Origin of the sequence: Streptomyces sp. NPDC007084 (assembly GCF_040703595.1) — a bacterium.
In the GTDB taxonomy this organism is placed as follows: domain Bacteria; phylum Actinomycetota; class Actinomycetes; order Streptomycetales; family Streptomycetaceae; genus Streptomyces.
On record NZ_JBEYFY010000015.1, the window covers coordinates 68,501 to 95,448 of the forward strand.

Here is a 26,948-nt window from a genome sequence, read left to right on the forward strand (position 1 = left end):
GCCCTCTGCCCGCGCTGACCAGCGGACGGCAGCGCCCTTCAGCCGAAGTCGCCCAGGGTGGTGAGCCGACGGGGGTTCTCGTGCTCCCTCACCGCGCCGAGGGGCGTCTTCCACTGCACCCGTTCGACGATCGAGTGCATGTAGAAGCGCGTCCCATCCTGAACGACGGGAATGGCAAGCGAGGGCCTGTCCCGTTGGCGAGCGTGCTCCCGCAGTTCTTCCCGGTAAGTCCGCGCGGCCTCGGGGAATTCGAAGACCAGAGACTCGCCGGGTGTGACGGTGGCGCTCTCCTTCCGAGCTGACTCGCCGTCGACTGTCACGCGCGCGATCACGCTGTACGCGGTGTGGGTGCCGCTCACCGTGAGGGCGTAGCGGCCCGGGCCGATCCAGTCGCCCTCCCACTCGACGTCGTGGGCCTCGGTCTCCCGCTGGTCTTGCCGGTGCGAGAGCGTGTTGGCGTCGAGCGCGAGGGCGTTGGCCTCATCGCTCTTGCGGTTCGCCTCCTTGGCGATGGCGTTGCCTTCGTTGGCGATCTTGTTTCCCGAGCGGGCCGCGAGGTAGCCCAGCACTCCTGTCACCGCGCCAATGCCGCCGGTGGCGGCGCCGAATATGCCTGCGTACAGACCCCAGTTCGTGCTCATCAGCGAAGGGTATCGGGGTCTGATCGAGCCGGTTCGGAGTCAGTGCGTCCAGACCTCGGGACCACCACCACGCCACTCGATCCACTCCGCGCGGACCACGGTCATCTCGTCCGCGTCCTGAAGGCCGGCGGTCTGGAGCAGCGCCGCCACGTCCCGTACGGAGAACGCGCGGCCGAGGATGGCCTCGCCCGCGCGGACACGTCGGCCGCCAGCCTCATCGGGCGGGTACACGGTCACCGGGGTCATGTCTCCAGCCTCGCCCCAGGGCCGGGCGGGCGCGCGCTGGACTACTCCTCGACCCCGATGGGCAGCAGTGGGCAGCAAGCGGAAATTTTTCCTTACCCACACCCGAACCAGGGCAGCCTGAACCAAGACCAACCCGAGGGGGGACAAATGCCCGCACCCGTCACTGCCGCCGACCTCGCCGCCGCCCGCACCGCACTCGGCCTCAGCCGACACCAGCTCGCCGAACACGTCGACTCAACCCCCGACGCGATTATCCGCTGGGAGTCCGGCAGCAGCGTCGTTCCGCCCGAGATCGGCGAGGCTGTTGATCGGCTCGTTGCGTACACCAACGGCATTGTCGAGGCCCTCACCCGTCGGGCCCGCCAGGATCGGCGGCTGTGCCTCGCGGACGTGTCCGACGGCGGCGTTTTCGGTCGCCCTCTGCCTGAGTCGTGGCGCGGCATGGTCATGCAGCGCGTCGCTGGCCGCCTCGCTGGCTGATTCTCTGATGGCATGACGATGCCCCCGACCACATCGGTCGGGGGCATCGTCGTGTTAAGCGGCCCGGCGGCGTGGACCACTTGGGTCGCAGCACGTTCCACCTGTGCCGCAGGACGGTGTGTGCACTTGATGATGCTGTGCACACACTCGCCGTAGTGGTTGCGATCCCGTCCGCCGGGCCTGCGGCAAACAGTAGGACCACGGTGGCGATTGACGTGGCCCGCGCGGCGCCCTTCACTCGTTCGAGTGAAGGGCCCCTTCTAGTTCCGCCACGGGTGCATGTCGTCGTTCACGGCCGCCATTCCTCGCGGTAACCAGGGCGGTGCGCATAGGGGGCAGCCAGCAGGCGCAACAGGTCACCGTGTACCTCGTCCCACCCCATCATCGTGGCGTGGCTGTTGATCCTGCCGATCATGCGCCGCTTGGCGTCGATCTCTCGCAGTACCCGGGCCGGATCATGCTCGGCCACGTGCGGCGCAAGCGCCGGCGCGCCCACCCTCGGATACCTCCACTCGATCGCCGTCACCGGGGTCGACTGCCGCCCGGATACGGTCAGGCGGCGGCAGAGCACCACGTTTCTCGCCGCGTCCAGCCGCCATTCGGCATCGACGTGATCAAGGGCACGCGACACGATCCGCTGGTCTTCGTCGAGCTGCGCGCCGAGCCACTCGATGATCAGGTCATCCATCCGACGCCTCCGACCGCGGCCCGTACCCCGCCTGCTCCAGTCCCCGACGCGCCACCGTGTTCCTCACGTGATCGGCTTCTCGCCCGGGCGGAGAGTCGGAGCGTGGCGGGGTCTCCTCGTCGTGTCGGTCGACCTGATGCAGAGCGCGGTCTGCGCGGGGGTACGGACGGTGGCTCATACCCCCTACAACGGAGCACCTCAGGCTCCGTAATGCTCCGGCTTCGGGGACCGCGACATCAGCGCCGCCGCGGCTTCCTTGACCGTGGCCGTACCGTCGATCACCGAGGCGACGACCTCCGTGATCGGCATTTCGACGTCATGTGCCCGGGCCAGGTCGAGGAGCGCCCGGCAGGATTTCACGCCCTCGGCGGTCTGGCCCGTCGCTTCGGCTGCCTCGTTGACGGTCATGCCCTGTCCCAGGTGCTCGCCGAAAGTCCGGTTCCTGGACAGCGGTGAGGAGCAGGTGGCGATGAGATCGCCAGCCCCGGCAAGCCCGGAGAACGTCAGCGGGTCGGCGCCCATCGTGGCGCCGAGCCGGGCGGTCTCCGCGAGGCCGCGGGTGATGAGCAGAGCCCGGGCGTTGTCGCCCAGGCCCAGGCCGGCGGCCAGCCCGACAGCGAGGGCGATGACGTTCTTCGTCGCCCCGCCGAGTTCGCAGCCCGCTACGTCCGTCGATGTGTATGGGCGGAAGTACGGGGTGTGGCAGGCAGCCTGCAGCACGGCGGCCGCGGTCTCGTCCGGGCAGGCGATGACGGACGCCGCCGGCTGGCCGCCCGCGATCTCCCGGGCGAGGTTCGGCCCGGACAGCACGGCGATCCGCTCGGCCGGGATTCCCGTCACCTCGCCGATCACCTCGGACATGCGGAGCCCGGAGTGTGTCTCGATGCCCTTCATCAGGCTTACGACGACCGCGTCCGCGCCGATGTGGGGGGCCCAGGCGGCGAGGTTCTCCCGCAGCGTCTGAGCGGGGATGGACAGCACCACGTACGCCGCGCCGGCCAGGGCCTCGGTCGCGCTCGTCGTTGCCCGGAGGCGGGGTGGCAGGAGGACATCGGGCAGGTACCGAGGGTTCTGGTGCCGCCCGTTGATGGCGTCGGCGACCTCATCGCGTCGCGCGTGGACAACGACGTCGCTGCCGGCGTCGGCGAACACCTTCGCCATCGTCGTCCCCCACGACCCCGCGGAGAGCACTGCAACCCGAGCCACCCGACACACTCCATCCACGTCCCGAACCCTGACCCGGTGACCCTATCCGCCACCCCCCGGCTTCCGGAGCGTCACCACCAGCGCCTCCCTCCCGGCGAGACGGGGCAGCATCCGCTCCGCCTCCCGCAACATCCCGTCGGCTTGGACATCGCCCAGCTCACGCCGAAGGTCCACCGCGCGGGCCTGCCACAGCCGGTACAGGCGCCCCCACATCGCTGGCTCGCCCGGCCGCTCGTCGACGAACTCCAGCTCCAGGCCGGCCGCGTACGCCTGCTCGGTCACCGTCTGCCGGAGCCCGGACGCCCCGGCCCGCGTCATCACCGCCCGGCCGCCCGGGCGTAGGACCCTGCCGAACTCGGCGAGCGCCTGGACGCGGTCGCTGGCATTCGCCAGCGCGTCCACGCAGACGACCCCGTCGACCACCCCGTCGCGCAGGCCGGTCGCCTCGAGCGTCCCCGTGAGGAACACCGCCCGCGCGGCCGGCACGAACCCCGCGGCCCGGGCGGCCGCGATCCGTACAGCGGCCGGAGAGATGTCCAGGCCCGTAAGCCGTGCGCGGAGCTCCCGCGCCAGCCACAGGCCGACACCGCCCGTCCCGCAGCCGACGTCCGCCAGGTCCTCGCCCGGCCGGAGCTGCAGACGGGCCGCCGCGGTCTCGAGGAGCTGCCGGTCGCACGAGCTGTACGGCGCGACGTCCGCCGGGTAGGCGTCGCCCATCGCCTCCGCGTACAGCGCCGACACGAAGCCGCTGCCGGCACGGGCCGTGTGGAACGCGTCGAAGTGCGCGGCGAGCAGCTCCTCGCGCTCCGTGCTGCCGTTCACCGGGGGATCGCCCGACGTGTCCGGGACGTCGCCCCCGGAGCGATGATCTTGACAGCCGTGAACGGCGCCTCGGGCTCCGACAGGGTGACCATGATCGGCTCGTACCCGGTCACCGCCTCCACGAGCCGGACCGCGCCCTCCGCACGTCCCCGCAGCGGGCCGCCGGCCGTACCGCCGACGTCGGCGAACAACGTCTCCCATGCGGCCCCCGACGGGCCCCCGACGGCCGGGGGCAGCGCCTGCCCGGCAGCGAAGGACTCCTCCTCGGACGGCAGATCGTCACGCGTACCGGCGATGCACGTCAGGCGGGACTGCGCCGCCTCCGTAATGGCCCGGGTCAGCGCGATGTGCGGATCGTGGTGGCAGCCGGACCCAGCGAACCAGAGCGGAATGTCCTCCGACCACAGGTACGCCAGGCACACAGGCAACCCGTACGGGCTCTCCACGACCAGCAGCTCCAGTACGACGCCCGCCGCCCGCACGCGCTCGATCAACTCTGCCGCGTACGGCGCCTCGACGCTGTCAGGGTCGACGACCGTTCGCAGCTCCCCTCCGGTCTTCTCGTCGAGGTGAAGCGTGTGCCGCTCCATCACCTCGTACACGCCGTGCAGCACCGCCTCCTCCGCGCTGTTCCCGCACGCCAGGCCGGTGCTCGTCGCCCGGAACACAGCCGGCCGCCACATGCTCGGCACGCGCCGCTGCACCAGGTCGACGGGCACCAGAACGCGACGGCCGCTCACCAGGCCCAGGCCCGTCGTCCACTCCAGTGGCACGTCCCCGAGCCCGGGGTGCCGCTCCCGTAGGGGCAGCGACAGCAGCGGATACGGCAGCCCCAACGCCCGCGCCGCTCCCACCCGGTCGACCGGCAACTCCTGTTCGGCGTGCCACAGCTCGACCGACTCCATCACCGCCGAGATCGCCGCGAGCCGCCCGGTCGCCCCCTTGCCCTGCGACGCGGTCAGCGTGAGTGCTCCGGGCCGGATCGCCGTCCACACCGGCACCCCGAGATAGTCCAGCCCCGTCAGGTCCGCGACCCGGCTGATCCCGCACCGCTCCAGCCACGGCTCCAGCGCCGCCCACGTCTCCTCGGGCGCCCGCGAGCGTACCGTCCCGTCAAGGACCACCACGTCGTCAGCCACGGACCAGCCCACCCTCCACGCGCCGCTGGTCCTCTACGAACCCCGGCACCAGCGCCTTCACTTCCTCGACCGCGTGACCGGCACCCCGAAGGCCCCGCGCCCGCGCCTGCTCCTCGACGCCGGCGTCGCCGCACTGCCACACCGCGGCCAGCATCCGCGCGGCGACGTCGTCCCGTACGCCCTCGACCGTGAACCCCGGCACCTCCTGACGGGCCCGCTCGATCGCCGCGGCGTACCGGGCGACCGCGGTACGGTCCGCCGATGTCTCCCGGGCCAGGAGAACGTTGACCGCTGAGCCGTCACACCGGTCCGGCTCGATCCGGAACACGGCCTGCAGCAGGCTCGCGTCCGCCTCACCGGTGAGCTCCCGTGTCCGGTCGCTCAGCCGCCGGCCCCGGCCGCCCTCCGGCGGGAAAAGAGAGCACCGCTCGAGGTAGACGCGCCACACCGCCGCGAACCCCGGATCGAACACCTGCTGATACAGCACCCGCAGCCTCGTCGGCACCGGCACACCGTCCAGCTCCTGCGCGGCGAAGTGGTCCCGCCACCGCCGGAAGTACGCCGTATCCCAGACCGCCGGCACAGCCTCCCGGCCGCGGCGGCCGCCCGCGAGCGCGACCCTCACCGCGGCGACCGCGTCGGAGTGCTTCAGGTCCCCGAACCGCGGATCGGCCGTCCGCCGCCCGTCGAGCCACTCCACGAACGGCCCGGCGCCCATCCGGCGGCACAGAGCCCGGACCGCGGCAGGTGTCCTCTGCGCGTAGTACACGCCTCGCAACCCTGCGAGGAGCCGGTCGGCTGACCGCGGGCCCGGCGGGAGAACACCCTCGGCCGCGGCCAGTCCCAGGACGTGACGGAGGTTCACCAACGGCCACGTCAGCGCCCGCCCGTCGACCGGGTCCTGGCCAACGGCGACCTCATCGTCCGCCGTCAGCGTCCCGGCCCGGTACAGCTCATAGACCGCCCCCACGCCCTCCATCCCATACGGGTGGAGCTCGGCGGCCCGCAGCGCGCCGATACTCGCCGCCCCGATCACGCGCACCCCGCGCGCCAAGAGCGCCAGGAGCTCCTTGTGACGGACCGCCGGCGCCTGGTGGTAGAGCCCGTCGACCAGGACGACCGTGTCCGTGTCGGCGATCGCCGGATCAAAGAAGTCACCATGCCGCGCCGGTGGCCGCCACCGGATACCCGGACCGGCGAGGACCGGGTCATCGGCCCCCAGCGTCGGCCCGCTGTACACGTGGATCATCAAGCACCCCTCCCGAGTGAACTGCCAGAACGAGGAAGTGCTCCGACACCTGCAGGCATCGGAGCACTCGTTGTGGACGAACCGGTCGCACGCTGGTCAGGGCGCGATCCGGCTCGCGGGGATCAGAACTCGTCCTCCACGTCCTCGATCCGCACCGGGACGACCGGAGCGTCGATCGGTCCAACCTCCTGCGTAACGAGCACCGCTAGCACCGCTACCTCGGACTTCGACAGGTCCACGGGAATCCTCCTGAAGCACACACGATCGGCAGACCCCTCGCCTGCCAGGCATCCAACCTGACGCACCGAACGTGAACGGAGCAACCCGAACGGTTACTTAGAGGGGGCGCACGAGAGTCAATGGCCGGTGCGTGACGTGCTGACGAATGCGCCGCAGCGGTCACATTCATCGGCTGACACGACGTGCAGCGGTGCCCGGTCAGTGCGGGGAGAACTGGCGCTTACCCGCATGCGTCCCCCCTCTTCCGCTCGTAGTCTGACGTTCTCGGGGCACGTCACGGAGGTCTCCCATGCCCCGAACCGTCTGGTCAGGCGCCATCAGCTTCGGCCTGGTCACGGTCCCCATCCGCGTGCTGAGCGCGACCGAGGACCACTCCGTTCACTTCCACCGGATCCACCTGAAGGACCTGGGGCGCGTCCGGAACCGCAAAGTGTGCGAACTGGAGAACCGCGAGGTCCCCACCACCGAGATCGGCAAGGGCTACCAGCTCGACCAGGACACGATCATCCCGGTCCTCGACTCCGAGCTGCGCGAGATGCCCCTGCCCACGGCGAAGGCGATCGAGATCGAAGCTTTCGTCCCCGCCGACAGCATCGACCCCATCCGCCTCGGCGACGGCTACTACCTCCAGCCGGACAACCAGGTCGCCGCTAAGCCGTACGTGCTGCTCCGGAAGGCCCTGGAGCGCTCGTCGAAGGTCGCCGTCGCCAAATTTGCCTGGTCAGGCCGGGAGCGCCTCGGCCTTCTCCGCGTACGGGACAACATCATCGTGCTCCACGCCCTGCACTGGGACGACGAGATCCGCGACCCCTCCGAACTCCGCCCGGACGAGGTGAAGCTCACCGCCGCCGAGATCGCCGAGGCCGAACACCTCATCGACCGCCTCACCCGCGACGGCCTCGACGGCCCGGACTTCACCGACCGGTACACGGAAGCCGTAGAGGAAATGCTGGAGCTGAAGCGTGAGCACCGCGAACCGGCGGCCGAGGCGCCGAAACGGCCGGGGAAGGTCGTGGACCTGATGGCCGCCCTGAAGGAGTCCGTGGCGAAGGCCCAGGAGTCCCGCGGTGAGGACGCCACCGTCCATGACATGTCGAAGAAGGCCACCGCGAAGAAGGCCCGGAAGCCGAAGAGCGCCTGAGGCGCCGCATCACGGGCCACCGAGTCGATACGCCCCGCCTGGGGGCCGCGGGCCCCCGGTCCATAGATCGACACGCTATGGGGCCGCGTCGGGGCCCGCCTCCGCCAGGGCCTGAATCGCCTGCATGTTGAGCGATTTCGCGAGTTCTTCCAGGTCGGCGAGGATCGCCGCATAGACAGGCGCCCGGGTTCTGTCTCGCGACCTCATGAACCGTGGCCTCGTGGCCCGGACCCATGGTCCGCGCGTGGGGCCGGCGAGGCTGCGGCAGGGGTGGGGCCCACGGGGCCACGTGCGGGCCCCAACCCCCCCCGGCTGAGGTGTACGCCGCGGCGCCCTTCGGCGACGGCCTCCTGGACGCGGCTGATGACGTTGAGCCACATCCACTCGGTCCGAGTGGCGGACCCCTGCCGCAGCGGCGTTACGGCTGATCGGGCTCGGGGGGCGACTCGGCCGCCCTGCCCTTACGTCGAGCCGTCGGTGACCGGCGCTGTCCGGACCCCCGGTACCCGTCGAGCATGTCCTGCACCGTTCCGGGGGCGACCCCCAGGCGCTTTGAAAGGCCTCGGATGGTGGCCTTCTCGCCCTCCTCCTGTTTGATCCGGTTCGCGAGGGTGGTGCGCTCCTTCATCCAGCGCGAACTCCGCTCCCGTACCTCGGCCGTGACCTGGCTTTGTGCGCGCGACCGCGCCTCCGGGTCCGTGATGGCCTCGACGGCATCGAGCGCCTCGAACACTCGCCGTACCTCCTCGTCGCTCACGCCGGCGCCCTTTCTCGAATCTGGGCGGGCTCTTTCCAAGACTGTACGGTGACCGTACGCTTTTGGTGTACGGTCACCGTACATAGCTCGGGTTGACGCCCGCGCTACTACGCAAAACCCCCGGCCCGGGCTGGCAGGCCCATATGGGTCGGGGGGCCCACCCTCACAGCGACGAAAGGGCAGGCATGCCCGACACTACCCAGTCCCCGCAAGCTCGCTTCACCCCCGAGGCGGGGCGCCCCCGCCGATTCCTCCTGCCGCAGCCGGCACCGCTCTCGGCCACGATCCCCACCGCCCGCCGGGCCCAGACCCTCTACGACGGCGTCCGGGGTGGCGACAGTCCGCACATCGTCACCGGCGCCCTCATCGGCCACCGGACCGCGCTCCGCCAGCTCTGCGACTCCCTCCAGCTCGAGCACCGTCCCGTCAGCCCGGCGGAGCGCGACGCCCGCAAGACGCTGGACCAGTTCGGCACCGTCTACGGCTCCACGGACCCCGCCCGCAGCACCCGGGCGCTCGAAGCGCTGAGCGACTGCCTGGAGCGGATCCTCGGCGACCTCCAGGACGCCGGACTCGTACCCGGTGACGGCCGATGAACAGCGCAGCGCCCGAGCAGGCGCAGACCCCCGGCTACGCCGCCGCGATCGGCGAGGCCCTCGGCATCCCGAACATCAGCGCGCATGCCCCGCGCCCCGAACTGGGCGAGACGCCCACCCGCCTTGTCGTGTGGGACGTCCTGGGCCTCCGGGACATCCACGCCACGGCGGGGGGAGCCATCTCCCTCTTGCAGACCGAGCGCACCGGCCCGGACGGGATCACGCAGGTGGTCATCGAGCTGACTCTCACCGTCGACGTGGAGGGGGTTGGTCCGGTCGAGGCCGTCGCCGACTGGGAGCCGGCCCTCACGCCCGGTCAGGAGGAGAGGTGCTGGCGCGAGTTCGTCGCGGTCGCCGAACTCGTCAAGCCGCAACCTCCGCTCGGCGGGCACGACTGATGGGCCGCCTTGAGCGCCGGCTGGCCAAGGCCAACCCGTACGCCTCGACCCCGAGCACCGCCGAGCGCGAGAAGGCCGCGAAGAAGAAGAGCCGCTCGAAGGGCGGCGAGTCCGCGAAGCACCACCGAGAGGCTGGCGGCCGCGACTGGAAGCCGCGCTGGCCGTTCTGACCCTCTCCACAGGAGGTCGCCGGGCCAGCGCGGCGCTGGCCCGGCCCTCCACCCCCATCCCCCAAGCCTTGGACTCAGACCTGATGACGATTCCCATGCAGCTCACGGACCGGGCGCCGGCATCTCACCACGATGGCCCGCGTGTGATCGCGTTGATCCCGGCCCGGAACGAGGGCGACCGCATCGGTGCCGCGATCGACGGACTCCACGCGCAGACCCGCGTCCCGGACCAGGTGATTGCGGTAACGAACAACTGCACGGACTCGGGCGCCACCCGCGAGGCAGCGCAAGACTCGGGAGCGTGGGTCCTGGACTTGCACGGGATCGAAGGCATGAAGGCCGGCGCCCTCAACGAGGCACTGGAACAGCTCCTGCCCACGCTGGGTGACGACGACCTGGTCCTCATCCAGGACGCCGACACCGTCCTCACCCCCGGCTTCGTCGAGCATGCCGCTGCGGCGATGCGCCGCCGTGTGGGCGCGGTCGGGGGCGTCTTCTACGGCGAGGAAGGCGGAGGCCTCCTCGGCCAGTTGCAGCGGAACGAGTACCAGCGCTACGCCTGGGAGATCGCCCGTAACGGCGGCAAGGCCGTCGTCCTTACCGGTACCGCCAGCTTGTTCCGGGTCCGCGTCCTCAAGCAAGTCAAGGCCGCTCGCCTGGCCGGTCAACTCGGCGGAGGCGCCTCCTACTACAGCCTCGCCTCCCTCACCGAAGACGACGAGATCACCAAGGCCGTCAAGACACTCGGCTACCGCACCATGTCGCCGGCCGCGTGCACGGTGACGACCGAGGTCATGACCACGCCCCGCGCCCTGTGGGACCAGCGGCTGCGCTGGCAGCGCGGTGCCCTGGAGAACCTCCGCGACTACGGCCTCACCAAGGTCACCGCTCCGTACGTCGGCAAGCAGATCATGATGGGCCTCGGCGCCATCGCGTTCGCCCTGTACCTCTCGTTCGTCGCGCTGGAGCTGTGCTACCTCGGCGAGATCGGCGTGGACCCGTTCTGGACCGCGATTGGCGGGATCTTCGTCGTCGAGAAGGTCGTCTCCGTATGGCACGCGGGCTGGCGCGCCCGCCTCCTCGCCTGCGTCCTCGTGGTTGAACTCGCCTACGACCTCTTCCAGCACGCCGTCTATTTCCGCGCGCTCCTCGACCTGGCGCTGCGCCGTGAGGAGCTGTGGGTCGCTACCTGACCCCTCACCCCCCCCAAGCCCGGGCTCGTGCAACCGGCGTGAGCCCGCTACTGAAAGGTCCACCAGTCATGTACGGAGTCATCGTCGGCGGAGGAATCGGTGGAACCGGAGCGGCCGCCATGGCCAGCACCGGCCTGAACACCCTGAGCTGGGTCGTCGCGGCCACCACGCTCGTCGCCGCCGGCATGTCCCTCTGGAAGCTCGGCCGCCCCCGCCGCAACCGCGGCTGACGCTGCCCACCGCCGGGCCCCGCCTCTCCGCGGGTCCCGGCTCTGGCCCTCCCCGACGGCGTTTTGAGGCCGCGTCGTCCGTCCCGCACTGTCTCGCCCTGGAAGGTCCGATGAAGACCGTGAAGCGCCTTTGGCCCTGGTCCCGAAACACCGTTTCGGGAGCAGCCACGGCCGTTTCGACAACAGCCCTCACCGTTCCGGCTCGGGCAGCCGCACACCGGCCCACCCGGCCGTCAACCGCGTCCTCAGCCATCGGCCGGCGCCGTGCGGCGGCGCTGGCCGGGAAGGCCATTTCGGGCGCAGACACCGCAGCCATGTCGGATTCGACAACAGGCCGGGCCGTTTCGACGACAGCCGACGCCGTTTCGACAGCAGCCCGCCAGGGGCTCAACGTCGTCGCGACCGTCGGCGGCCTGCTCCTCGCCGCGATCGGCTTCACCGGCTCCTACCGCGCCCTCGTCAAGCTCGGCGAGGCGCACCATTTTGGCGAGTTCGCGCGGGTCTTCCCGATCGGCGTCGACGTCGGCATCGTCGTCCTCTACGCCCTCGATCTCGTCCTCACGCACCGCCGGATCCGCTGGCCCATCCTCCGGCTTGCGGCCCACGGATTCACCGCGGCCACGATCGTTTTCAACGCCTCCTCGGGCGACCGGCCCTGGCGCCAGGACCTCGTCGGTGTCGGCATGCACGCCGTCATTCCCGTCATGTTCGTGATCGCCGTCGAGGCCGCCCGCCGCGTCATCGTCCAGGTCACCCGAGCCGAGGACATCGCCGCCGGCACCCGCCGCGACGGCGTCCCGCTCGAGCGCTGGCTCCTCGCGCCGCTCGGCAGCTTCCTCATGTTCCGGCGGATGGTGATCCACGGGATCGGCTCCTACCGCGAGACGGTAGATAGGCGCCGTGACCTGCTCATCTACCGGGCAGCGCTCGACCGCGAGTACCCGAAGGGGAAGTGGTACCGCGCGGGCTGGAAGTCCGCGCCGATGGACGAGCGGCTCCCGATGATCCTCGCGCCGTACGGCCTCACCGTCGACGAGGCACTCGCCATCCCGCAGCAGGCCCGCGACGAGGAGCAGCGGCGCGCCCAGGCAGAGCAGGAGCGCGAGGAGGACGAGACGCTCCAGGCTGAACTCCGGGCCGGTGACCAGGAAATCGCCCGCCTCAACAAGCAGGCCGAGGTCGCCGAGGCGCGGCAGAAGGCGGATGCCCGGGCGTCGGTCGCTACCGTCGCTTCCCGCAGTGCACACGCCAAGGCCGCCGCCGTCGCCGCGGCCCAGGAGCGTGTCGCTGTCCAGGAGGCGGAGGCCCTCGAGTCCGCGGCCGCCGCCGCTGCCGCGAAGCAGGCAGCCGAGGACCGCGCGGCGGCCGCGGCCGCCGACGAGGAAGCAGCCCGCTCCGCAGAGCGCGCCGCCGACGCCCGCCGCACAGCGGCCCGGGCTGCCGAGGACACTGCCCGCGCCCTGGCCGAAACCCGCGCCGCCGAAGCGAAGGCCGCAGAAGACGCAAAGCGGACCTCCGAAACGGAAGCGGCTGCCGCCGAAGCGAAGCGCCGCGCCGCCGAAACGCAGGAGCAGCTCACCGCCGAGCAGCGCGCCGCCGCCGCCCGGGCCCTCGAAGACGCGCGCCGGCTCGAGGAGACAGCGGCCGCCGAGGAGCGCGCCGCCGAACGCCGGAAGGCTGCTGCCGAAACCGCCCGGCTTGCTGCCGAAACGGAAGCCGCTGCCGCCGAAACGGCGCTCCGGGCCACCGAAACGGCCGCCGCCGCGGCCGCCCGGGAACTCCAGACCACGATCGACCAGGAGGCCGCCGAAGCCTCCCGGGCGGCTGCCGCCGAAACGCGCCTCCGTATCGCCGAAATGGAGCGCCACGCCGTCGAAGCCGAGGACGCCGCCCGCCTGAAGCCCAGTGAGCGCGACGCCCGCAGGGTCGCCCGAATGATCCTCACCGACGGCGCCGGCGACCCCGAGGCCATCGACCTCAACACCATCGCCAGCATGCTCGGCGTAGCGGTCTCCACCGCCCACGAACGCCGCAGGGAAGCCGCGCAGCTCATCGCGGCCGGCTACGAGCTCCCTGAGCCCGCGTGCATCACAACCTGACCCCCCCGCCCAGCCCTCCAGCGATGAACGGAGCAACCGTGGACTACCGCCTGACGCTCGAGTTCCTCATGGCCGTCCTCATCGGCGGCGCCGCCATCTTCTACGCCCTCCTCCTCGTCGGCGGACCCCGCTTCACCGGCTACGCCCTCGCGCTCTTCCTGATCAGCCTCGCCGCGCTCTTCACGACGATCACGGCAGGCGCATCATGACCGGCCGGACCCCGGAGGAGGCCTGGGCAGACTGGGACGCCCAGCAGGAGCGGAAGCAGGACGTGCCTCCGACCGAGCCCGCCCCGCCCGCCGAGCCGCAGAATCCTGCGCTCCCGGCCACACCCTCGAACCCGCCGAAGCCCACCGTGCCGCCCACCGTGCCGCCCCGGCCGCTCCCGACAGTCCTCAAGCGCCCCGCAGAGACCAAGGCCCGCGAGAGCTGGATCATCCGGCTCCTCCACCCGGAGAAGGCCGACGAGGCCGCCGCTGAGCGGGAGCCGGAGTGCAGCCACCCCCGCGCCGTACCTGTGAACAACATCTACGGCGAGACGATCGCGCAGTTGTGCCTCGTCTGCGACGAGCAGCTCGACCCACCGGCCAGCGAGGAGGCCGACGAGCAGCCCGCCCCGCCCGCCGAGGCCGGGGCGAAGAAGAAGCCCAAGGCGCCCGGCCGTGGAACTCAGCTGCGGAGGCCTGTCTCCCTGGGCGGCGGAGCATCGAAAATCAAGGCTCCGGACGGAGCGACGGTTAAGAAGGGCAGGCGCTCACGCATCAAGCCCGCCCTATTCACAGGCAGCGCCGCGGCCGTGGGGTACGGCTTCGGCCTGGTCCAACTCCTCGGCGTCTACCTGCCGGTAGCCGAGCAGGCCGCCGTCGGCACCGTCAGCTTGCTCCTGGCCGTCGCCGGCGGATGGGGAGCCTGGCGCCTCTTCGGCCGCCCCGAAATCGGGCGGATCTTCCCAGTCCCGAGCCTCGCCCGGGTCCTCGCGACGCTGGGCGCAGGCGAGCTGTGCCGGCGCATGGCGCCCGCGCCCGTCGACTGGCTCAACGACCACGGCCAGCAGTGGGGACTCGGCGCCTCCGCCGTATCCCTGCTGCTCACCGCCGGTGGCATGTGCGTCGGGCTGTGGTGGCTCATCGACTCCCGCGTCCGCCACAAGCCCCTCCTCTTCCGCTGGCTCGCCCGCATCCCGCTCGCGTCCGCACTCCTCGCCACCGCCCTGTACGCGCCCGGCAACACCCGCTGAAAGGCCAAGCCGTGACCCTCACGACCCTCGCCGCCGGCCCCGGCATGGGACACCAGATCTTCGGTGTGGTGACCTCCACCGGCCTGTCGGGCTATCTCGCGTTCCACCTGCTGCTCGGGCTCCGCGGCAACAAGCGGAGCAAGCTCACTGACGACGACCGGCTCGGCGCTTTCGCCCTGGTCACCGGCCTCGTCTGGGAGGCCGCAGGAAGTAACTGGGCCGACCTCATGCAGGGCGTCAACTCCGTGCCGACCGGGCTCCTTGGCCCCGGATCCCCCATGGGCGACTGGGGAGCCGGAGCAGTTGCGGCCATCTGCGTGGCGATCACGTTCCTACCCGACTGGGGCTCGAAGCGTTTCCCGCCCGTCATCTTCGGCCTGATCGCCGCGACCACCCTCGCCAAAGCCGGAGGGCTCTGGGCCATCCCCGTCAACCTCGTCCGCCTCCTCGTCTCCCTGATCACTAAGGGCCTCACCCCGTGAGCCGAGAGAAGGAGCCCCTGCCCACCCTCGGGGAGATCTGCGCCGACGTCGCCGCCGGATCCATGGTCCTGGCGCGCCGCGTCCCCGTGCTGACCGGCCGGGCCTGGCGCCTCCTGGTCACGTTCTCCGAGGGCGCGCCGGAGGGCGGCGCTGCAGCCAAGCGGGACCGTAAGGGCAACGGCAAGAGCAGCGTCAAGGGCAGGAAGAAGACTGCGGCGAAGGGCGACGGCAAGGCGAATTCCGGCGGGACGTCGGACGACGGCGAGCAGCCCAGGAGCGAAGGCGCCGACGAGGCGGCGAAGGCCCCCAGCGGGGACGGAACGGAGAAGGAGCCAAAAGCCAAGGAGCGCTCCGGGTGGGACCTGCTGGAGCAGCTCGGACTCGGCGCGTTCACCGTGGTCGTCGGCTACGTCTTCCTTCACCCCTACCTGGCAGCCCTGTTGCGGGCCCTCGCGCCGGCGGCCCTGCCCATCTTCGCGACAGGCGTGGTGCTGTGGATCGTGGCCGCGTACCGGGCCGCACCCCCAAACGATCACGACAAGCAGCGCGAGGACGGGCAGGGCGAGGAGCAGCAGAACGCCGGCCCCGACCCGGCGGAAGTGCGGGCGGCCGAGCACTGGCTGTGGCTCAACGTCATCAGCCGCGTCCAGGAGGCCGTCGCCGAAGGGCGCCGCGGCGTACACCTCAGCACGCTCCTCGAGGAGCCCGGCCGCTTTCCTCCCGACTGGGACGTCACCCGCCTCCGCGAGCACTGCAAACGCTTGGGCATCCCCGTCAAGATCATGCAGATCCGCGGCAGTAAGAACCGGGGGCCCACGTACGGGGTCCACGTCGACGAACTCACCGCCGCACTGGGCATGCCACTCGCTGAAGCCGTCTACCGGTTCAACGTCAGCGATCACCGCGTCGACCCGACCTCCGACGAGCTTCCCGAGGCCGAACACGGCACCCTCGAGGCGCCTCCCGCCGGCCCCTCCGACACCCCGGCTGACGCCCCCCGGCGGGCTGCCGAAAGCACTGCCCCGCCACCCGCGATCAAGGCCACTGCGACCCCCTCCTCGGGGGACCGCAGGCCCGGCCTCCGGGCCCGGCTCCACCACCCCCGCCGGGGGGCGCACTCACCTCCCGCCCTCACCCCCTCCAGTGCTCCCGCACGCCCCTCTCCCGAAGTCCACCCGCACCCCCTCCTGAAAGGCGACAGACGCCCAGGTGAGAGCCCATCTACCGCCCCGATCTAGCACCCATCTACCACCCCCTATCTACCAACACCCGGACGCGAGACTATGACTGCATGCGCACCGCATACCGCTACAGCTGCCCCGTCTGCCGGACCGAGTCCCGCCGCTACGCCACCGAGGTCGGCGCACGCGGCCACGCCGACGGCCACCGCGACGAGTTCCACGGCGGCGACCACCCGCACGGCGAGTCGATCGTCCCCGTCGCCGGTGGCGGCCTCGACCGCAGCGACCTCCGCGTCCTGGCCCTCGTCGCCCTGCTCCTCTGCGCAGGCCTCGTCGCCAAGCTCCTCTGACCCCAAGCGCGCTCCCGGGGTCCCCGACGATCGGAACCCCGAATGATCGCCTCCCGCACCTCCGTCGACCGGATCCGCGCGGCGTACGACCGGCACGCAGCCCTGTACGCGCCCAGCGTCGTCACGGAGGCTGCGCAGCTCCTCGACGACCTCCTGCAGACCGCCGCGAAGCACGGCCACGACCGCGACGTCGAGGGACTGTCCTGGCTCACCGTCGCGGCCGCCGAAGCTACGTCCCGGAAGTACGGCCGCCCCCGCACCGAGCGGAACAGCACCGAGGTCTACACGCTGCACGCGGCGCTGTCGGCGGCCCTCGACGAGCAGGGCCTCACCCGCGCAGGCTCCTGGGTCCGGATGGGCGTAGCGGTGAGGCCCCGCGACGACGGCCCGCGCTGGGGGCTTGGAGGTACGACAGGCCTCGCTGTGGCCCTCTACACCGACAGCGGCTGGGAGCTCATGGTCAACAGCCCCCAGACGCGCGCCTTCTCGATCCACGCCCCTACGACGGAGGCCGGCGCCACCGAGGTCGCGCAAATCGTCCGCGACATCCTCACCGGCGACACCCCCGACCCCTTCCGACCGGCCCATCGGTGAAGAACCACCCCGCCCATCACGACCCTGGAGAATCCGTGAGCACCACAGAGAGCCGCGCGCTTCCCGACGACGGCCGCGCCGAGATCCGCATCATGTCCGCCGACTCCGACGCAGCCGACCGCGTCTGGGCGAAGACAGCGACCGCGCTCGGCTACGCAGGACAGCCGCGCCGACGCGACACCCGGGAGAGCCGCGGCGTCCGCCTGTACGCGGTCGTGGAAGCCCCGGACCGCCCGCTCCCCGGCCAGGTGGACGCCGCCGAGACGTCCGTCAGCCACCTGTCGGCCGGCCCTCGCATCACCGTCGACGAGCTCGCCGTGCACTGCTCGGCCGCAGCCGTCTGGCTCAGCCAGCTCGCGCGCGCCGCGGAGACCCCCGACACCCCGGTCGAGCTCGCCGACGACATCGAGAGCATGCGCCGCGAAGCCACCATCCTCCGGGACCGAGCGGAGCGCCTGCACCGCGTCGCCCGCATCATCGAGGGCGACGTCCCCCTCGCCGCCGCCTTCCAGCGGGGCGACGGCTGGGGCGCAGCAGCCCTGGACACGGACCGCGAGGACTACGGGGGGCCCGCCGTCATCCCGACCGCCAACCAGCTGATCCTCCTCGCGGACACGGCCAGGCACTCCGAGAACACGGTCACGTACCGGGAAGGCATGGACGGCGTGCCCACATCGCTCCTGAAATCGTGGGAGTCGAAAACCGCGCAACAGCGCCGCGCCAGGGAGCGGGCGCGCGCCGTGGCCGCCGAGGTTCTCCGGATCGAGTGCGAACGGTGCGGAGCCACCGAGGGAGAGAACTGCCGGACGAACACTGGGCGCGCGGCGGAGCAGGCTCACGCCACTCGGCAACGCGAGGCCGAGGCCAACGTCGACGCGCGGATCGGCTGGATCGGCGACAACCCCGTCGCGGTCCCCGGCGCCTGAAGCCGGCCCGCACATCCTGCCCGTGTACCCCCACCGAAGGTGAACCCCGACCTGATGACCGAGCCCCCCGTCGACGCCGCCGCAGCGGCCCGCGTCCACTACACCGACCCGCGCGTGCGCCAGCTCGCCTCCGCCCGTTGGCAACTCGCAACGGGCGGCAGCCACTCCGAGTGGCTGAGCCTCGGCAAGGACAACCCCGAGGCACTGATCCAGGAGGCGCGCGACTGGATGCGCGCCGCCGTCGCCACCGGCCTGCTCGAGCCGGCGAAATCGAGCTCCGACCCCCAGGTGTCCGACGACAGGATGAGCGTAACCATGAGCGACCGAGTCAACGTCAAGATCCTCTTGCTGTTCGGTGACCAGGCCGAGGTTCAGGCCGACGTCCCTGCCTCCGAGGCGGAGCCCCCCGTGCGATACCCGGCCGCCGAGATCGCCGAGGCGGTCGGCCTGGCGCCGTCGGACCTCCCGGGGAAGCGTCTGACGGCGGACGTAGGGGTCGATGACCGGCTGTCCGGATGGCGGCTGGCCTGACGGCTGGTCACGGGCTCCGCTCGCTCGCGCGGGTGGGGCCCTTTCTTCAGCCAAAGGTGTTGCAAATTTAGAATCTAGTGCTGTAAAGTTAGATGCGTAAGGAGGGAGGGGCCGCGAACCCCGACCCGACCACCCATCGAAAGGAAGCCGAAATGGCCGACTCCGAAGACCTCACCGCCGAGGCCATCGCCCGCAGGCTCGACACCCAGTACAAGATGCTCCAGCGCTGCTGCGTGATGCTCCCTGTCCCGATCAACCTCCCGGACATGGGCGCCTTCCAGGCTGACGTCGAGGCGCCCCCCGCCGTCGAGCGCACCGCCGAGATCGCGACCGAGCAGCCGATGCCCGAGGAGGCGCAGGCCGCACTGTTCACCGCCTGCGTGTTCTGGCTCACCGGGATGGACCTCCTCGGCATCTTCGCCATCGGCGGCTGGAGCCGCGTGCGCGCTCATCAGATCCTCAAGGCCCTCGACATCTCCCAGGACGCCCTCAAGAGCCTCGGAGAGTGGCTCCTGGCGCAGGACTGACCGGCGCCATGGCCGCCCCCGGCATCCAGCCGGGGGCGGTCCTGGTTTCAGCTCGATGAATCGTCCGCAGGGTGTTGCAAAAATAGAATCGAGTGCTGTAAAGTTAGATGCGTAAGAGGGAAGGGGCCGCGAACCCCGACCCGCCACCCACCGAAAGGAAGCCGAAATGGCCGACTCTCAGGACGAAGTCATCGAGCGCCTCGCGCTCGGCCTCAGCGTCACCTACAGCGGTCTGGCCCGCGTCTGCCTCGCCCTCCCGGTCCCGATCGCCCTGGCCACCGGCCCGGGCGTCAGCAACCTCGAGGCCATCCCGGCCGTGCGCCGGATCATGGAGGTCCTCCGAGACCAGCCGATGCCGGAAGAGCAGCACGGGAACCTCTACAGCGTGTGCGCCTACTGGCTCGCCGCCATGGACGTCTTCACGGTCCTGGTGGCCGCCGAGTTCCACGCGGCGCGCGCCATGTCCATTGAGGCCTGCCTGATGATGGCGGACGGGTGCCTCCTGGACATCGCCGGATGGGCCGCCTCGCAGGACGGCTAACACGCATCGCACCGCCCCCGGCATCCAGCCGGGGGCGGTCGTGTGTCCGGCCCCGGAACGGCAAAGGACCGGCAGGCCCGAGCCGGGGCCCAGACACCCCAAGGGGTGCTCGCGAAAACCTGCCGGTCGCCACCCAGCCGTAAGGCCGAGGCTCACATCGTAGGGCGCGGGCTCGGGCCCGGCTGAACTTCTCCGGAGAAAGGTGTTGCAAATGTAGACGCGAACGCTGTAAAGTTAGAGATGTCAGGGAGGGGGGTGACAGCCCCTCCACTGACGGTCAGTTGAAAAATCCAGAGAGGAGAACATCGTGGCAGACCACGATGAACAGCGGGCCCAGGCGATCAAGGCCCTCCTGGGGGCCTTCAACGCACTCCGGATCGTCCTGCAGAGTCTCCCCATCCCGGTGGAGATTCCCTCGTTCTTCGGCACCGATGGCCGACCGAGCCCCGAAGGGGTTCTCGCCCTTGACCGGGCGCGCGCCATCCTCGCCGACGAACCCATCGCCGAGAACGTGCGGAACGCGCACGACAGCGCCATCCTCGACTGGTTCACCACCTACGAGCTGATGTTCCTCACGGCAATGGCAGGGCCCGCTCCCTGGCGGATGGACGCAGCCGAGTACTCACTCGCCCGGCTCGCAACCATCCTCGAGATGATCACCACCGATGATCTCGACGACTGGGACGACAAGTCCTAGACGGCCCCGCCCGCCCCGAGCAGCCAGCCCGGGGCGGGCACCCTCTCCCGGACCCTCAACGCCCCCCACAGCCCCTGTCACAGCACAAACAGAAGGGGCCGACGCATTCCCCAGGCAAACCCGGGGGTGACAGAGCGCCGGCCCCTCATCAGTTGAAAACTCCGCAAAGGAGAATCGCCACCATGGTAGACCGCACCCGCCTGATCGTCCCCGAGATCGCCGAGACATACGGCGTCAGCACGGACACCGTCAGCAAGACCTGGGCCCAGCACCCCGCCTGGCCCGCCAACATCGACCGGCGCGGCCGCTACAAGGAGTACGCCGCCCAGGACATCGCCGCCTTCGTTCGCGACCACGTCCAGCGCGAAACCGTCACCCTCGACCCCACCCGCCTATACACCGCGACGCAGCTCGAGGACGCGGGCATCGGCATAAAGGCCGCCACCATTCGAGCCGACCGCACACGCGGCCGCTGGCCCGCCCCGGACGACACCGCGCACGGCGTGAACCGCTGGAAGGGGGCGACCGTCACGAAAGCGCTCGCGGGTCGCCGCGGCTACCGCAGGAACAGCCAGCCCGCGACGGCCCCCAAGCAGCCCCGCAACGACGGGTGAACGAGATCGTGGCCGAGCTGCTCGACGAAGTTGCCCCCTCAATCTCACGCCCGAGACCCCTGCTAGGGAAGGCCACGCCGCGTTCGCGCGGACGTGCTGTCATGGTGGCCATGATGCGACCGGCCGCCGCTGTGCGGACCCTCTGGAATGCCCACTGCGACGGCTGGCGCGCCATGCGCCGCCAACCCGCCATCCCCGCCTCCGCCTGGACCCTCGGCGTCTTCGTGCTCCTCGTCAGCGGACACTCGTCGGCGGCCCTACCCCTCGCGCTCGTCGGCCTGACCCTGGTCCTCGCCGACAGGTGAGCAATGAACAGACTGTCCACGCGCCGTCTCGGCCAGCACCGGCAGCGCTCAGGGAAAACCCCAGTTCAGAGCCCCAGTTAGGGGCGGGTGCGAGACGAACTGTCTCCATGTTGTCCATGGCTGATGGCTTTTCCATGTCGTATGCTGCGCTTCAGCGGGAATCCGTAAATCAGTAAAAGCGTAAAAGCGTCGAACCCGCTGCAGGACGCGGGCACCGCAATGAAGTGGGGCCCGGCGCTGTTACAGCAGCGCCAGGCCCCTGGGTGCCGCAGTCAGTGAGCCCGGCCGTCTAGCTCTCGGCCGGGCTCATTGCTGCGCACGGTCCGTAGTACGGTCGGGGCCTGGTCAGTGCCAGGGGATCTGCTGCAGTACCTCGAGGATGATCCGCGCGACCGGTGCCCAGTCGATGATCGCCTGCCGTGTGGAGGGCTGGCGTTCTCGACAAACGCAGTGATCGCAATGGTCATCGCGATCGCGGTCGGCAGGGGGATCTTCCATGCTTCCTCCAAGAGGCCCCGAGTGGCCCGGGGTTCAGGCCCGCCACCTCGATCGAGGTGTCGAATGTGAGGGGCCTTCCTGGTGAAGCAGCCGAAACGATATGTGAGTTGTAGGCACGGGAGACCGAAGTTGCCTTCAGCCCTGGGCCGGTGACATCAAATCACTAGATGTGGGGTCCGTGCCTCGAAACTGCCACCCCGCGGCGTACAACCTTTTGGCGGGCACCGAGGTCTGATAGTGCCTAATCAGGCACCTTGCCCAAGATCAAGTCCGGGAATGGGTGATTTAAGCCCCGCCGGGGCCGTGCACCGACTCGCTCGCCAACCGGCGTACGCGACCGCACGAGAGGCACCCCAACATGTGGACACTCCACCGAGGCGACGCCCTTACGCTGCTCCCCACCCTCGATCAGACCGTCGACGCCGTCATCTGCGACCCCCCGTACAACAGCGGCGGCCGGACCATGACCGAGCGCACCAGCCGCACCGCCCGCGAGAAGTACCTCTCTGAGGGCGGACGCAACCACGGCGCCGATCTCGGTGACTTCACCGGCGAGAACCGCGACCAGCGCTCGTACTCCGCCTGGCTCGCGATGATCCTGGCCCACTCCTACCGGCTCACACGCCCGGGAGGCGCCGCCCTCATCTTCACCGACTGGCGCCAACTCCCCGCCACGAGCGACGCCCTGCAAGCCGCCGGGTACACCTGGCGCGGGATCGCTGTCTGGCACAAGCCGATCGCCCGCCCCCAGCCCGGCCGCCTCCGCCAGGAGTGCGAGTTCATCGTCTGGGGGAGCCACGGCGCGATGATCCCCGGCAACGCCCCCGTCTACCTGCCGGGCCACTTCACCGGCAGCCAGCCCCGAGGCGCAGCCCGGCTCCACATCACGCAGAAGCCCGTCGAGGTCATGCAGCAACTGGTGCGCATCGTCCCCGAAGGCGGGACAATCCTCGACCCGTTCGCCGGCGCAGGCACCACCGGCGCGGCCGCACTCCTCGAGGGCCGCGGCTTCATCGGCATCGAGCAATCCGCCACCTACGCAGCGCGCGCCCGCCACCGGCTCCAGGAGATCGCCCCGCACGCCGCCGCGTAAGCCTCCCGGGTGAACGATGCCCAAGCCGTTCCCGAGACCCGCCAACGGTGCCATGCTGAGCGTCCCCCCCCGAAGAGCTGCCCGGCGTACACCCGCCGGGCAGCTCTCTGCGTGCGGCGCAGATCGCGATTCGCGAGACCCCGAGCCCGCCGGCACGGCATGATGCCGTCCTCGCTCAATCGCCCCGGGGGGACGCGTGCGCACCAACACCCTTGCTCTGACCGCCTGCACCGCAGTGCTGCTCACAGCGCTCACCGGATGCTCCTCCGGAGACGGTGACGGCGACACCAGTGCGAAACCGAAGGCGACCGAGACCGCCGGCGACCCCGTGACCTACCTGTACGACGTCGACGGCCACCGCAAGCCTCGCGCCGACGTCCAGGCGCTCGTGGACCAACTCCGTACGCGCTGCTCCGACGACGCCCTGGGCCTCGAGTTCACCGCCACGACCAAGGCCCTCGACCTCGTCGACGCCACGCACGAGCACCAGGACGTCTACCCGGTCCTCGCTCAGCTCGTCGCCAACCTCCCGAAGGGCGGCGTGAAGCAGCACTGCGTTCCGCACCTCGATGCCGCCGTGCAACGCCTCAAGGACCGGCGCGCCTAGCTTCGGTCGCCGTCAGGTCATACGGCGGCCGGAAGTCTGAAAAGGCGATCCCTGGTGCGTTGAGCTGGCTACGTTCCAGGGCATGACCGTTCGGATCCATCTCATCGGCAAAACAGAACCCGTGCACTGGCGGGATGAGGAGCCTGCACGGCCCTCTTACCGCACGTACTCGTACCTGGTGCTTTCCAGTGGAGCTTTGCGCGTTGACGTGACTGTGCAGCACGTGGATGACCAGGGGTACCTGAGCACCAATGGCACGGCTACCGAAACCGTCTACGGCCCCCATGCGTGGCAGCAGGTGGAGGGAAGCGGCGAAGCCGTGACGTGACCATAAACGACGCCCGTATGCCCTGGTTTCCTTGCTTCTGATGTGACTTGTGGGGCAAGATCGAAGAGATCTGCCGACTCCATGCAGCAGCTCGCTTCCGTGAACGGCCCCGCTCTCGAACCTGGCGGGGCCGTTCGCGTTCCTCCGCCCCGCTGTCCCACACCAGGGGAGGCCCGCAATGCCAACTCCCGCCCCCTGCCTCGGCGTCTGCAACACCGCCTGGCGCCGAGCCGAACACCACGCCCTCGCCACCCACACCGACCACGACGTCCCCGTCACCTGGGGAGCGCCCATCCACTGCCCCGGCTGCGTCGAGCGCGCGACCCGTCACCTGGAGGAGCTCCCCGAGCTCCTGGTCGCCGTCACCCGCGAGCCCCTCTACGGCCAGCGCGGCGTACCGACGGCCACGATGCACAGTGCGCCCACCGACACGACGCCCTGGCCCGGGCAGGCCGCCCGCCTCCTCATCGACCGGATCGCCGGCGGCCTGGCCGAGACCGCCGCCGAGCTCCGCCGGCTCCGCGGCCTCGGCGACCGCCCGGTCCGTACCCCGGGGGTACGGGAGGAAATCTGGATCGCCGGGACCGTCCGGCTGCTCATTGCCCACGTCGAGTGGCTCCTGCAGGAGCACCCGCTCGCCTCCGAGTCGCACGACCCCGCCCGCGTGGGCCGAGACGTCGTCCCGTCCGGGAACCCCGCCGCGCAGATCGCCCACTGGCACCGGGCGGCAGTCCGCTTCACCGGCCGGGACAAAGCCCCCGAGACGAAACGATTCGCCCCGTGCAAGCGCTGCGGCGGTCCCTGGCTCACCGAATCCCGCGACCTCCGCCTCGTCAACGACCAGCCGTACATCGAGTGCCAGGACCCCGACTGCCAGGCCCTGTTCACCCACGCCGAGTACCGGGACTACGTCCGCAGCCTCATCCCGGCCGCCGCCCGCCAGGAGCCCGACGTCCACACCGTGCTGGACCTCCCCGCCCTCGACGACGACGAACTGCCGCCCGTCCTGCGCGGAACACTCAGCCGAGGCAGCACCCTGCCAGGCCGTCACCCGGACGCCACGCCAGACAAAACACTTGCTTGACGGGGGTGCGTATCACGCGTGATGCTGCTCCCGGATCAGTGCGTCCGCATACGGGAAGGCTCCGCGACCTCGCGGGGCCTTTTTCGTTTCCCTCAGAACATGCACGGCCGGAGGTGACCATGGACCTCAGCGGCGATCTTCAGAACACGCTCTGGACCGCCCTCGAAGCTGCCGAGGCCGCCGGAGTCGAGCCGAACACGGTACGGAACTGGAAGTACCGCGGGCACTTGGCGCAAGCCGAGACGCCCCAAGGCCGGCCGATGCGCAACCTGGCCGGACAGCCCCTCTTCCGCGCCGTCGACGTCATCCGCGCGGAGAAGGCCACCCGCAACCGCGCCCGCCGCGCCTACGCGGTGCACTCCCTCGCCTGACGGCCGCACCCTCGCCGCCGGTACCCCTCCAACTCCGCCCCACCGCGCACCAGCGGACCGGGGCGGGGACGGACCGTCGTCGGCTGGCGCCGAGGGTCGCCGCGCCACGGCGGTCCACCACGAACTCCGCTGCCCGGCGAACGGGCCTGGGCGGCCACGGGTGATCTCCCAGGGGACAGGGAGATCACACCGGGCAGCGGATCACACTCCTCACCGAGACGGGTATACGGGCGCCGACCGGTGAGGACTGATGTGTCGCCCGCCGAAGCGACACGGGTAATCCGCGAGGACCCCACCGGCCCCGGCGTCACGTGCTCCGCCGGGGCCGGCCTCACACTCTGCGCGCCGCGGTGACCACCCCTGCGGCGCGCGGGACAACCACACTTCCGTCCGCACCGACCGGGGGTGACGAGCGATGCAGCACCACACCGTCCAGCAGCTCCAGGCGGGCCCGCGCGACGGCATGTACGTCTACACGGGCGGGAACGCCCGCATGGGCCGCTATATCGAGTGCTGCTCCGAGGCCGCGCAGATCGTGATGGCCGCGCCGGAAGGGCAGCGTGCGGCCAGCCCGGCGTGGCAGGACATCGGGCACCCGACAGCCGAGGCCGCGTACGCCCACATGCGCGCCGTACTCCTCGAGCGCCTCGACCTCGACGGGAGCGCGCTCACCGACTGGGCCGGCTGCCGAGCCCCCATCGCCGACGGACGCCGGTGCGACGTCCCCACGAAGCGGATCGCGTCGATCCCGCCCTGCCACTTCCAAGACCCGCTGTGCGACGAGCACCGCACCCGGCAGACCGTCGAGGCCATGTGGGACGGCCCGGGCGAATGGTCCGGCTCCTGGTGAAGCCCGTCACGCAGACGATCCTCCACGACGACCCCGAGGGCCGGCCCGGGAACTGCCTCCAGGCCGCCGTCGCGTCCCTCCTGGAGCTGCCGCTCCTCGCCGTCCCGCACTTCCTCCTGCTGGACGACTGGTGGGGTTCCCTCATCGCCTTCTGCCGTCTGGCGGGCTACGACGTCTACGAGCAATCCCCGAACCGGCCGTGTGCGTACGGCCTCGCCTTCGGACTGTCCGAGCGCGGAGTCCGGCACGCCGTCTGCTGGATCGATGGCCGTATCGCCCACGACCCTCACCCGTCCCGCCGCGGTCTGCTCACCCTCACCGAGCTGATCGCGCTCCACCCTGCCCGGCCGCGCCACGCGGCACTCCGCCCGTGAGGACAACCGCCCATGTCTCGAGGCCCGATCCCGCCCCCGGAAACCGTCGCGACCATCTTCTGGCCGCCACCCGCCCCCCAGATCGGGCAGAGCGTCCTTTACCGGCTCAGCGACGATGATGCCCGCGCCATCGCCCGCCAACGCCTCGGTGGACGCAGCCGCCCGACTCCAGCCCGCGCCGGCGACGTGTTCCCCGCGATCGTCGTCCGGGCCAGCGCCCAGGAGGAGGACGTGCCCTGCAACCTCCAGGTCCTCCTCGACGGCCCCGACACCTACTGGGCCCGCGACATCAGGTGCGGCACCGACGCCGGTACCTGGTCGTGGCCCGCCCGCGCAGGAGGCTGACATGGTGGCCGCACCCACGCACATCACCCTCGACTGCCCGGCCTGTTCACAGCCGCTCCGGCTGAGTATCAAGCTCGGCCCGATCAGGCGCGAACACGGTGAAACCGTCGCGAAACTC

The 26,948-nt window shown here is 70.7% G+C and carries 37 protein-coding genes; 28 read left to right on the forward strand and 9 right to left on the reverse strand.

The features are described from left to right. Positions 1-38: 38 nt before the first annotated feature. Both AB0912_RS15470 and AB0912_RS15475 read right to left on the reverse strand, forming a co-directional pair. Positions 39-641 carry a hypothetical protein gene (locus AB0912_RS15470; RefSeq protein ID WP_366699708.1) on the reverse strand — a complete coding sequence of 201 codons (603 nt, stop codon included), beginning with the start codon at positions 639-641 and terminating at the stop codon, positions 39-41. Positions 642-680: 39 nt separating this feature from the next. Then, positions 681-887 (reverse strand): hypothetical protein, encoded by a 207-nt coding sequence (locus tag AB0912_RS15475; protein ID WP_366699710.1) that lies wholly within the window; start codon positions 885-887, stop codon positions 681-683. Between the two features lie 147 nt (positions 888-1,034). Between AB0912_RS15475 and AB0912_RS15480 the strand changes: the two genes are divergently transcribed. Further along, on the forward strand, positions 1,035-1,367 hold the full coding sequence (locus tag AB0912_RS15480) for a helix-turn-helix transcriptional regulator (protein ID WP_366699712.1): 333 nt from the start codon (positions 1,035-1,037) through the stop codon (positions 1,365-1,367). A gap of 289 nt (positions 1,368-1,656) precedes the next feature. Here AB0912_RS15480 and AB0912_RS15485 read toward each other — a convergent pair whose 3' ends face one another. The 5 genes from AB0912_RS15485 to AB0912_RS15505 form a co-directional block, all read right to left on the reverse strand. Beyond that, positions 1,657-2,055: a DUF6221 family protein gene (locus AB0912_RS15485; protein ID WP_366699714.1), complete on the reverse strand. Its 399-nt coding sequence runs from the start codon at positions 2,053-2,055 to the stop codon at positions 1,657-1,659. A 198-nt stretch (positions 2,056-2,253) separates the two neighbouring features. Beyond that, entirely contained in the window at positions 2,254-3,270 is a 1,017-nt protein-coding gene (locus tag AB0912_RS15490) for an NAD(P)H-dependent glycerol-3-phosphate dehydrogenase (RefSeq protein WP_366699897.1), read from the reverse strand. A 33-nt stretch (positions 3,271-3,303) separates the two neighbouring features. Beyond that, positions 3,304-4,083: a methyltransferase domain-containing protein gene (locus AB0912_RS15495; RefSeq protein WP_366699716.1), complete on the reverse strand. Its 780-nt coding sequence runs from the start codon at positions 4,081-4,083 to the stop codon at positions 3,304-3,306. Next, entirely contained in the window at positions 4,080-5,222 is a 1,143-nt protein-coding gene (locus tag AB0912_RS15500; RefSeq protein WP_366699718.1) for a YcaO-like family protein, read from the reverse strand. Before AB0912_RS15500 ends, AB0912_RS15495 begins: the two co-directional genes overlap by 4 nt. Beyond that, complete coding sequence (locus tag AB0912_RS15505) at positions 5,215-6,471, reverse strand: TfuA domain-containing protein (RefSeq protein WP_366699720.1); 1,257 nt, start codon at positions 6,469-6,471, stop codon at positions 5,215-5,217. Before AB0912_RS15505 ends, AB0912_RS15500 begins: the two co-directional genes overlap by 8 nt. A 529-nt stretch (positions 6,472-7,000) precedes the next feature. On the opposite strand from AB0912_RS15505, the gene AB0912_RS15510 reads away from it, so the two are divergent. Continuing rightward, a complete protein-coding gene (locus AB0912_RS15510) occupies positions 7,001-7,852 on the forward strand; it encodes a Ku protein (protein WP_366699722.1) in 852 nt (283 codons plus the stop codon). 418 nt (positions 7,853-8,270) lie between these two features. Here the strand turns inward: AB0912_RS15510 and AB0912_RS15515 are convergent, their stop codons facing one another. Further along, on the reverse strand, positions 8,271-8,609 hold the full coding sequence (locus tag AB0912_RS15515; RefSeq protein ID WP_366699724.1) for a hypothetical protein: 339 nt from the start codon (positions 8,607-8,609) through the stop codon (positions 8,271-8,273). 185 nt (positions 8,610-8,794) lie between these two features. Between AB0912_RS15515 and AB0912_RS15520 the strand changes: the two genes are divergently transcribed. The 18 genes from AB0912_RS15520 to AB0912_RS15605 all read left to right on the forward strand — a co-directional run bounded on the left by AB0912_RS15520 (position 8,795) and on the right by AB0912_RS15605 (position 21,280). Then, complete coding sequence (locus AB0912_RS15520; protein ID WP_366699726.1) at positions 8,795-9,205, forward strand: hypothetical protein; 411 nt, start codon at positions 8,795-8,797, stop codon at positions 9,203-9,205. Beyond that, positions 9,202-9,603 carry a hypothetical protein gene (locus AB0912_RS15525; protein WP_366699728.1) on the forward strand — a complete coding sequence of 134 codons (402 nt, stop codon included), beginning with the start codon at positions 9,202-9,204 and terminating at the stop codon, positions 9,601-9,603. Before AB0912_RS15520 ends, AB0912_RS15525 begins: the two co-directional genes overlap by 4 nt. Beyond that, complete coding sequence (locus tag AB0912_RS15530) at positions 9,603-9,773, forward strand: hypothetical protein (RefSeq protein ID WP_366699730.1); 171 nt, start codon at positions 9,603-9,605, stop codon at positions 9,771-9,773. The genes AB0912_RS15525 and AB0912_RS15530 overlap by 1 nt, the downstream gene beginning before the upstream one ends. A gap of 143 nt (positions 9,774-9,916) precedes the next feature. Next, complete coding sequence (locus AB0912_RS15535) at positions 9,917-10,966, forward strand: glycosyltransferase family 2 protein (protein ID WP_366699732.1); 1,050 nt, start codon at positions 9,917-9,919, stop codon at positions 10,964-10,966. Between the two features lie 340 nt (positions 10,967-11,306). Continuing rightward, the gene (locus AB0912_RS15540) at positions 11,307-13,295 is read left to right on the forward strand and encodes a DUF2637 domain-containing protein (protein ID WP_366699734.1); all 1,989 of its coding nucleotides are present in this window, start codon (positions 11,307-11,309) and stop codon (positions 13,293-13,295) included. A gap of 23 nt (positions 13,296-13,318) precedes the next feature. After that, a complete protein-coding gene (locus tag AB0912_RS15545; protein WP_366699736.1) occupies positions 13,319-13,504 on the forward strand; it encodes a hypothetical protein in 186 nt (61 codons plus the stop codon). Continuing rightward, entirely contained in the window at positions 13,501-14,532 is a 1,032-nt protein-coding gene (locus tag AB0912_RS15550; protein ID WP_366699738.1) for a hypothetical protein, read from the forward strand. Before AB0912_RS15545 ends, AB0912_RS15550 begins: the two co-directional genes overlap by 4 nt. A gap of 11 nt (positions 14,533-14,543) precedes the next feature. After that, a complete protein-coding gene (locus tag AB0912_RS15555; RefSeq protein ID WP_366699740.1) occupies positions 14,544-15,014 on the forward strand; it encodes a hypothetical protein in 471 nt (156 codons plus the stop codon). Continuing rightward, positions 15,011-16,252 (forward strand): hypothetical protein, encoded by a 1,242-nt coding sequence (locus AB0912_RS15560; protein WP_366699742.1) that lies wholly within the window; start codon positions 15,011-15,013, stop codon positions 16,250-16,252. The genes AB0912_RS15555 and AB0912_RS15560 overlap by 4 nt, the downstream gene beginning before the upstream one ends. A 53-nt stretch (positions 16,253-16,305) precedes the next feature. Next, positions 16,306-16,545, forward strand: a complete 240-nt coding sequence (locus AB0912_RS15565) for a hypothetical protein (protein ID WP_267052333.1) — start codon at positions 16,306-16,308, stop codon at positions 16,543-16,545. Between the two features lie 42 nt (positions 16,546-16,587). Then, positions 16,588-17,139, forward strand: coding sequence for a hypothetical protein (locus AB0912_RS15570; RefSeq protein WP_366699744.1), 552 nt, complete (start codon positions 16,588-16,590; stop codon positions 17,137-17,139). 35 nt (positions 17,140-17,174) lie between these two features. After that, complete coding sequence (locus tag AB0912_RS15575; RefSeq protein WP_366699746.1) at positions 17,175-18,065, forward strand: hypothetical protein; 891 nt, start codon at positions 17,175-17,177, stop codon at positions 18,063-18,065. Positions 18,066-18,104: 39 nt separating this feature from the next. Next, positions 18,105-18,596, forward strand: coding sequence for a hypothetical protein (locus AB0912_RS15580; RefSeq protein ID WP_366699748.1), 492 nt, complete (start codon positions 18,105-18,107; stop codon positions 18,594-18,596). 152 nt (positions 18,597-18,748) lie between these two features. After that, positions 18,749-19,123, forward strand: a complete 375-nt coding sequence (locus tag AB0912_RS15585) for a hypothetical protein (protein ID WP_366699750.1) — start codon at positions 18,749-18,751, stop codon at positions 19,121-19,123. 166 nt (positions 19,124-19,289) lie between these two features. Continuing rightward, the gene (locus AB0912_RS15590; RefSeq protein WP_366699752.1) at positions 19,290-19,664 is read left to right on the forward strand and encodes a hypothetical protein; all 375 of its coding nucleotides are present in this window, start codon (positions 19,290-19,292) and stop codon (positions 19,662-19,664) included. Between the two features lie 307 nt (positions 19,665-19,971). Beyond that, complete coding sequence (locus AB0912_RS15595) at positions 19,972-20,361, forward strand: hypothetical protein (protein ID WP_366699754.1); 390 nt, start codon at positions 19,972-19,974, stop codon at positions 20,359-20,361. A gap of 182 nt (positions 20,362-20,543) precedes the next feature. Further along, entirely contained in the window at positions 20,544-20,975 is a 432-nt protein-coding gene (locus tag AB0912_RS15600; RefSeq protein WP_366699756.1) for a hypothetical protein, read from the forward strand. 110 nt (positions 20,976-21,085) lie between these two features. Beyond that, the gene (locus AB0912_RS15605; protein WP_366699758.1) at positions 21,086-21,280 is read left to right on the forward strand and encodes a hypothetical protein; all 195 of its coding nucleotides are present in this window, start codon (positions 21,086-21,088) and stop codon (positions 21,278-21,280) included. Positions 21,281-21,625: 345 nt separating this feature from the next. Here the strand turns inward: AB0912_RS15605 and AB0912_RS15610 are convergent, their stop codons facing one another. Next, on the reverse strand, positions 21,626-21,778 hold the full coding sequence (locus tag AB0912_RS15610) for a hypothetical protein (RefSeq protein ID WP_366699760.1): 153 nt from the start codon (positions 21,776-21,778) through the stop codon (positions 21,626-21,628). Between the two features lie 358 nt (positions 21,779-22,136). Between AB0912_RS15610 and AB0912_RS15615 the strand changes: the two genes are divergently transcribed. The 8 genes from AB0912_RS15615 to AB0912_RS15650 all read left to right on the forward strand — a co-directional run bounded on the left by AB0912_RS15615 (position 22,137) and on the right by AB0912_RS15650 (position 26,830). Beyond that, positions 22,137-22,871, forward strand: coding sequence for a DNA methyltransferase (locus AB0912_RS15615; protein WP_366699762.1), 735 nt, complete (start codon positions 22,137-22,139; stop codon positions 22,869-22,871). A 196-nt stretch (positions 22,872-23,067) separates the two neighbouring features. Then, positions 23,068-23,478 (forward strand): hypothetical protein, encoded by a 411-nt coding sequence (locus AB0912_RS15620; protein WP_366699764.1) that lies wholly within the window; start codon positions 23,068-23,070, stop codon positions 23,476-23,478. An 82-nt stretch (positions 23,479-23,560) separates the two neighbouring features. Beyond that, a complete protein-coding gene (locus tag AB0912_RS15625; protein WP_366699766.1) occupies positions 23,561-23,806 on the forward strand; it encodes a hypothetical protein in 246 nt (81 codons plus the stop codon). A 178-nt stretch (positions 23,807-23,984) separates the two neighbouring features. Further along, a complete protein-coding gene (locus tag AB0912_RS15630) occupies positions 23,985-24,890 on the forward strand; it encodes a hypothetical protein (RefSeq protein WP_366699768.1) in 906 nt (301 codons plus the stop codon). A 119-nt stretch (positions 24,891-25,009) separates the two neighbouring features. Continuing rightward, on the forward strand, positions 25,010-25,261 hold the full coding sequence (locus tag AB0912_RS15635; RefSeq protein ID WP_366699770.1) for a MerR family transcriptional regulator: 252 nt from the start codon (positions 25,010-25,012) through the stop codon (positions 25,259-25,261). A gap of 415 nt (positions 25,262-25,676) precedes the next feature. Then, a complete protein-coding gene (locus AB0912_RS15640; protein WP_366699772.1) occupies positions 25,677-26,111 on the forward strand; it encodes a hypothetical protein in 435 nt (144 codons plus the stop codon). Next, a complete protein-coding gene (locus AB0912_RS15645) occupies positions 26,108-26,485 on the forward strand; it encodes a hypothetical protein (RefSeq protein WP_366699774.1) in 378 nt (125 codons plus the stop codon). The genes AB0912_RS15640 and AB0912_RS15645 overlap by 4 nt, the downstream gene beginning before the upstream one ends. 12 nt (positions 26,486-26,497) lie before the next feature. Continuing rightward, positions 26,498-26,830 carry a hypothetical protein gene (locus AB0912_RS15650; RefSeq protein ID WP_366699776.1) on the forward strand — a complete coding sequence of 111 codons (333 nt, stop codon included), beginning with the start codon at positions 26,498-26,500 and terminating at the stop codon, positions 26,828-26,830. Positions 26,831-26,948: the final 118 nt, after the last annotated feature.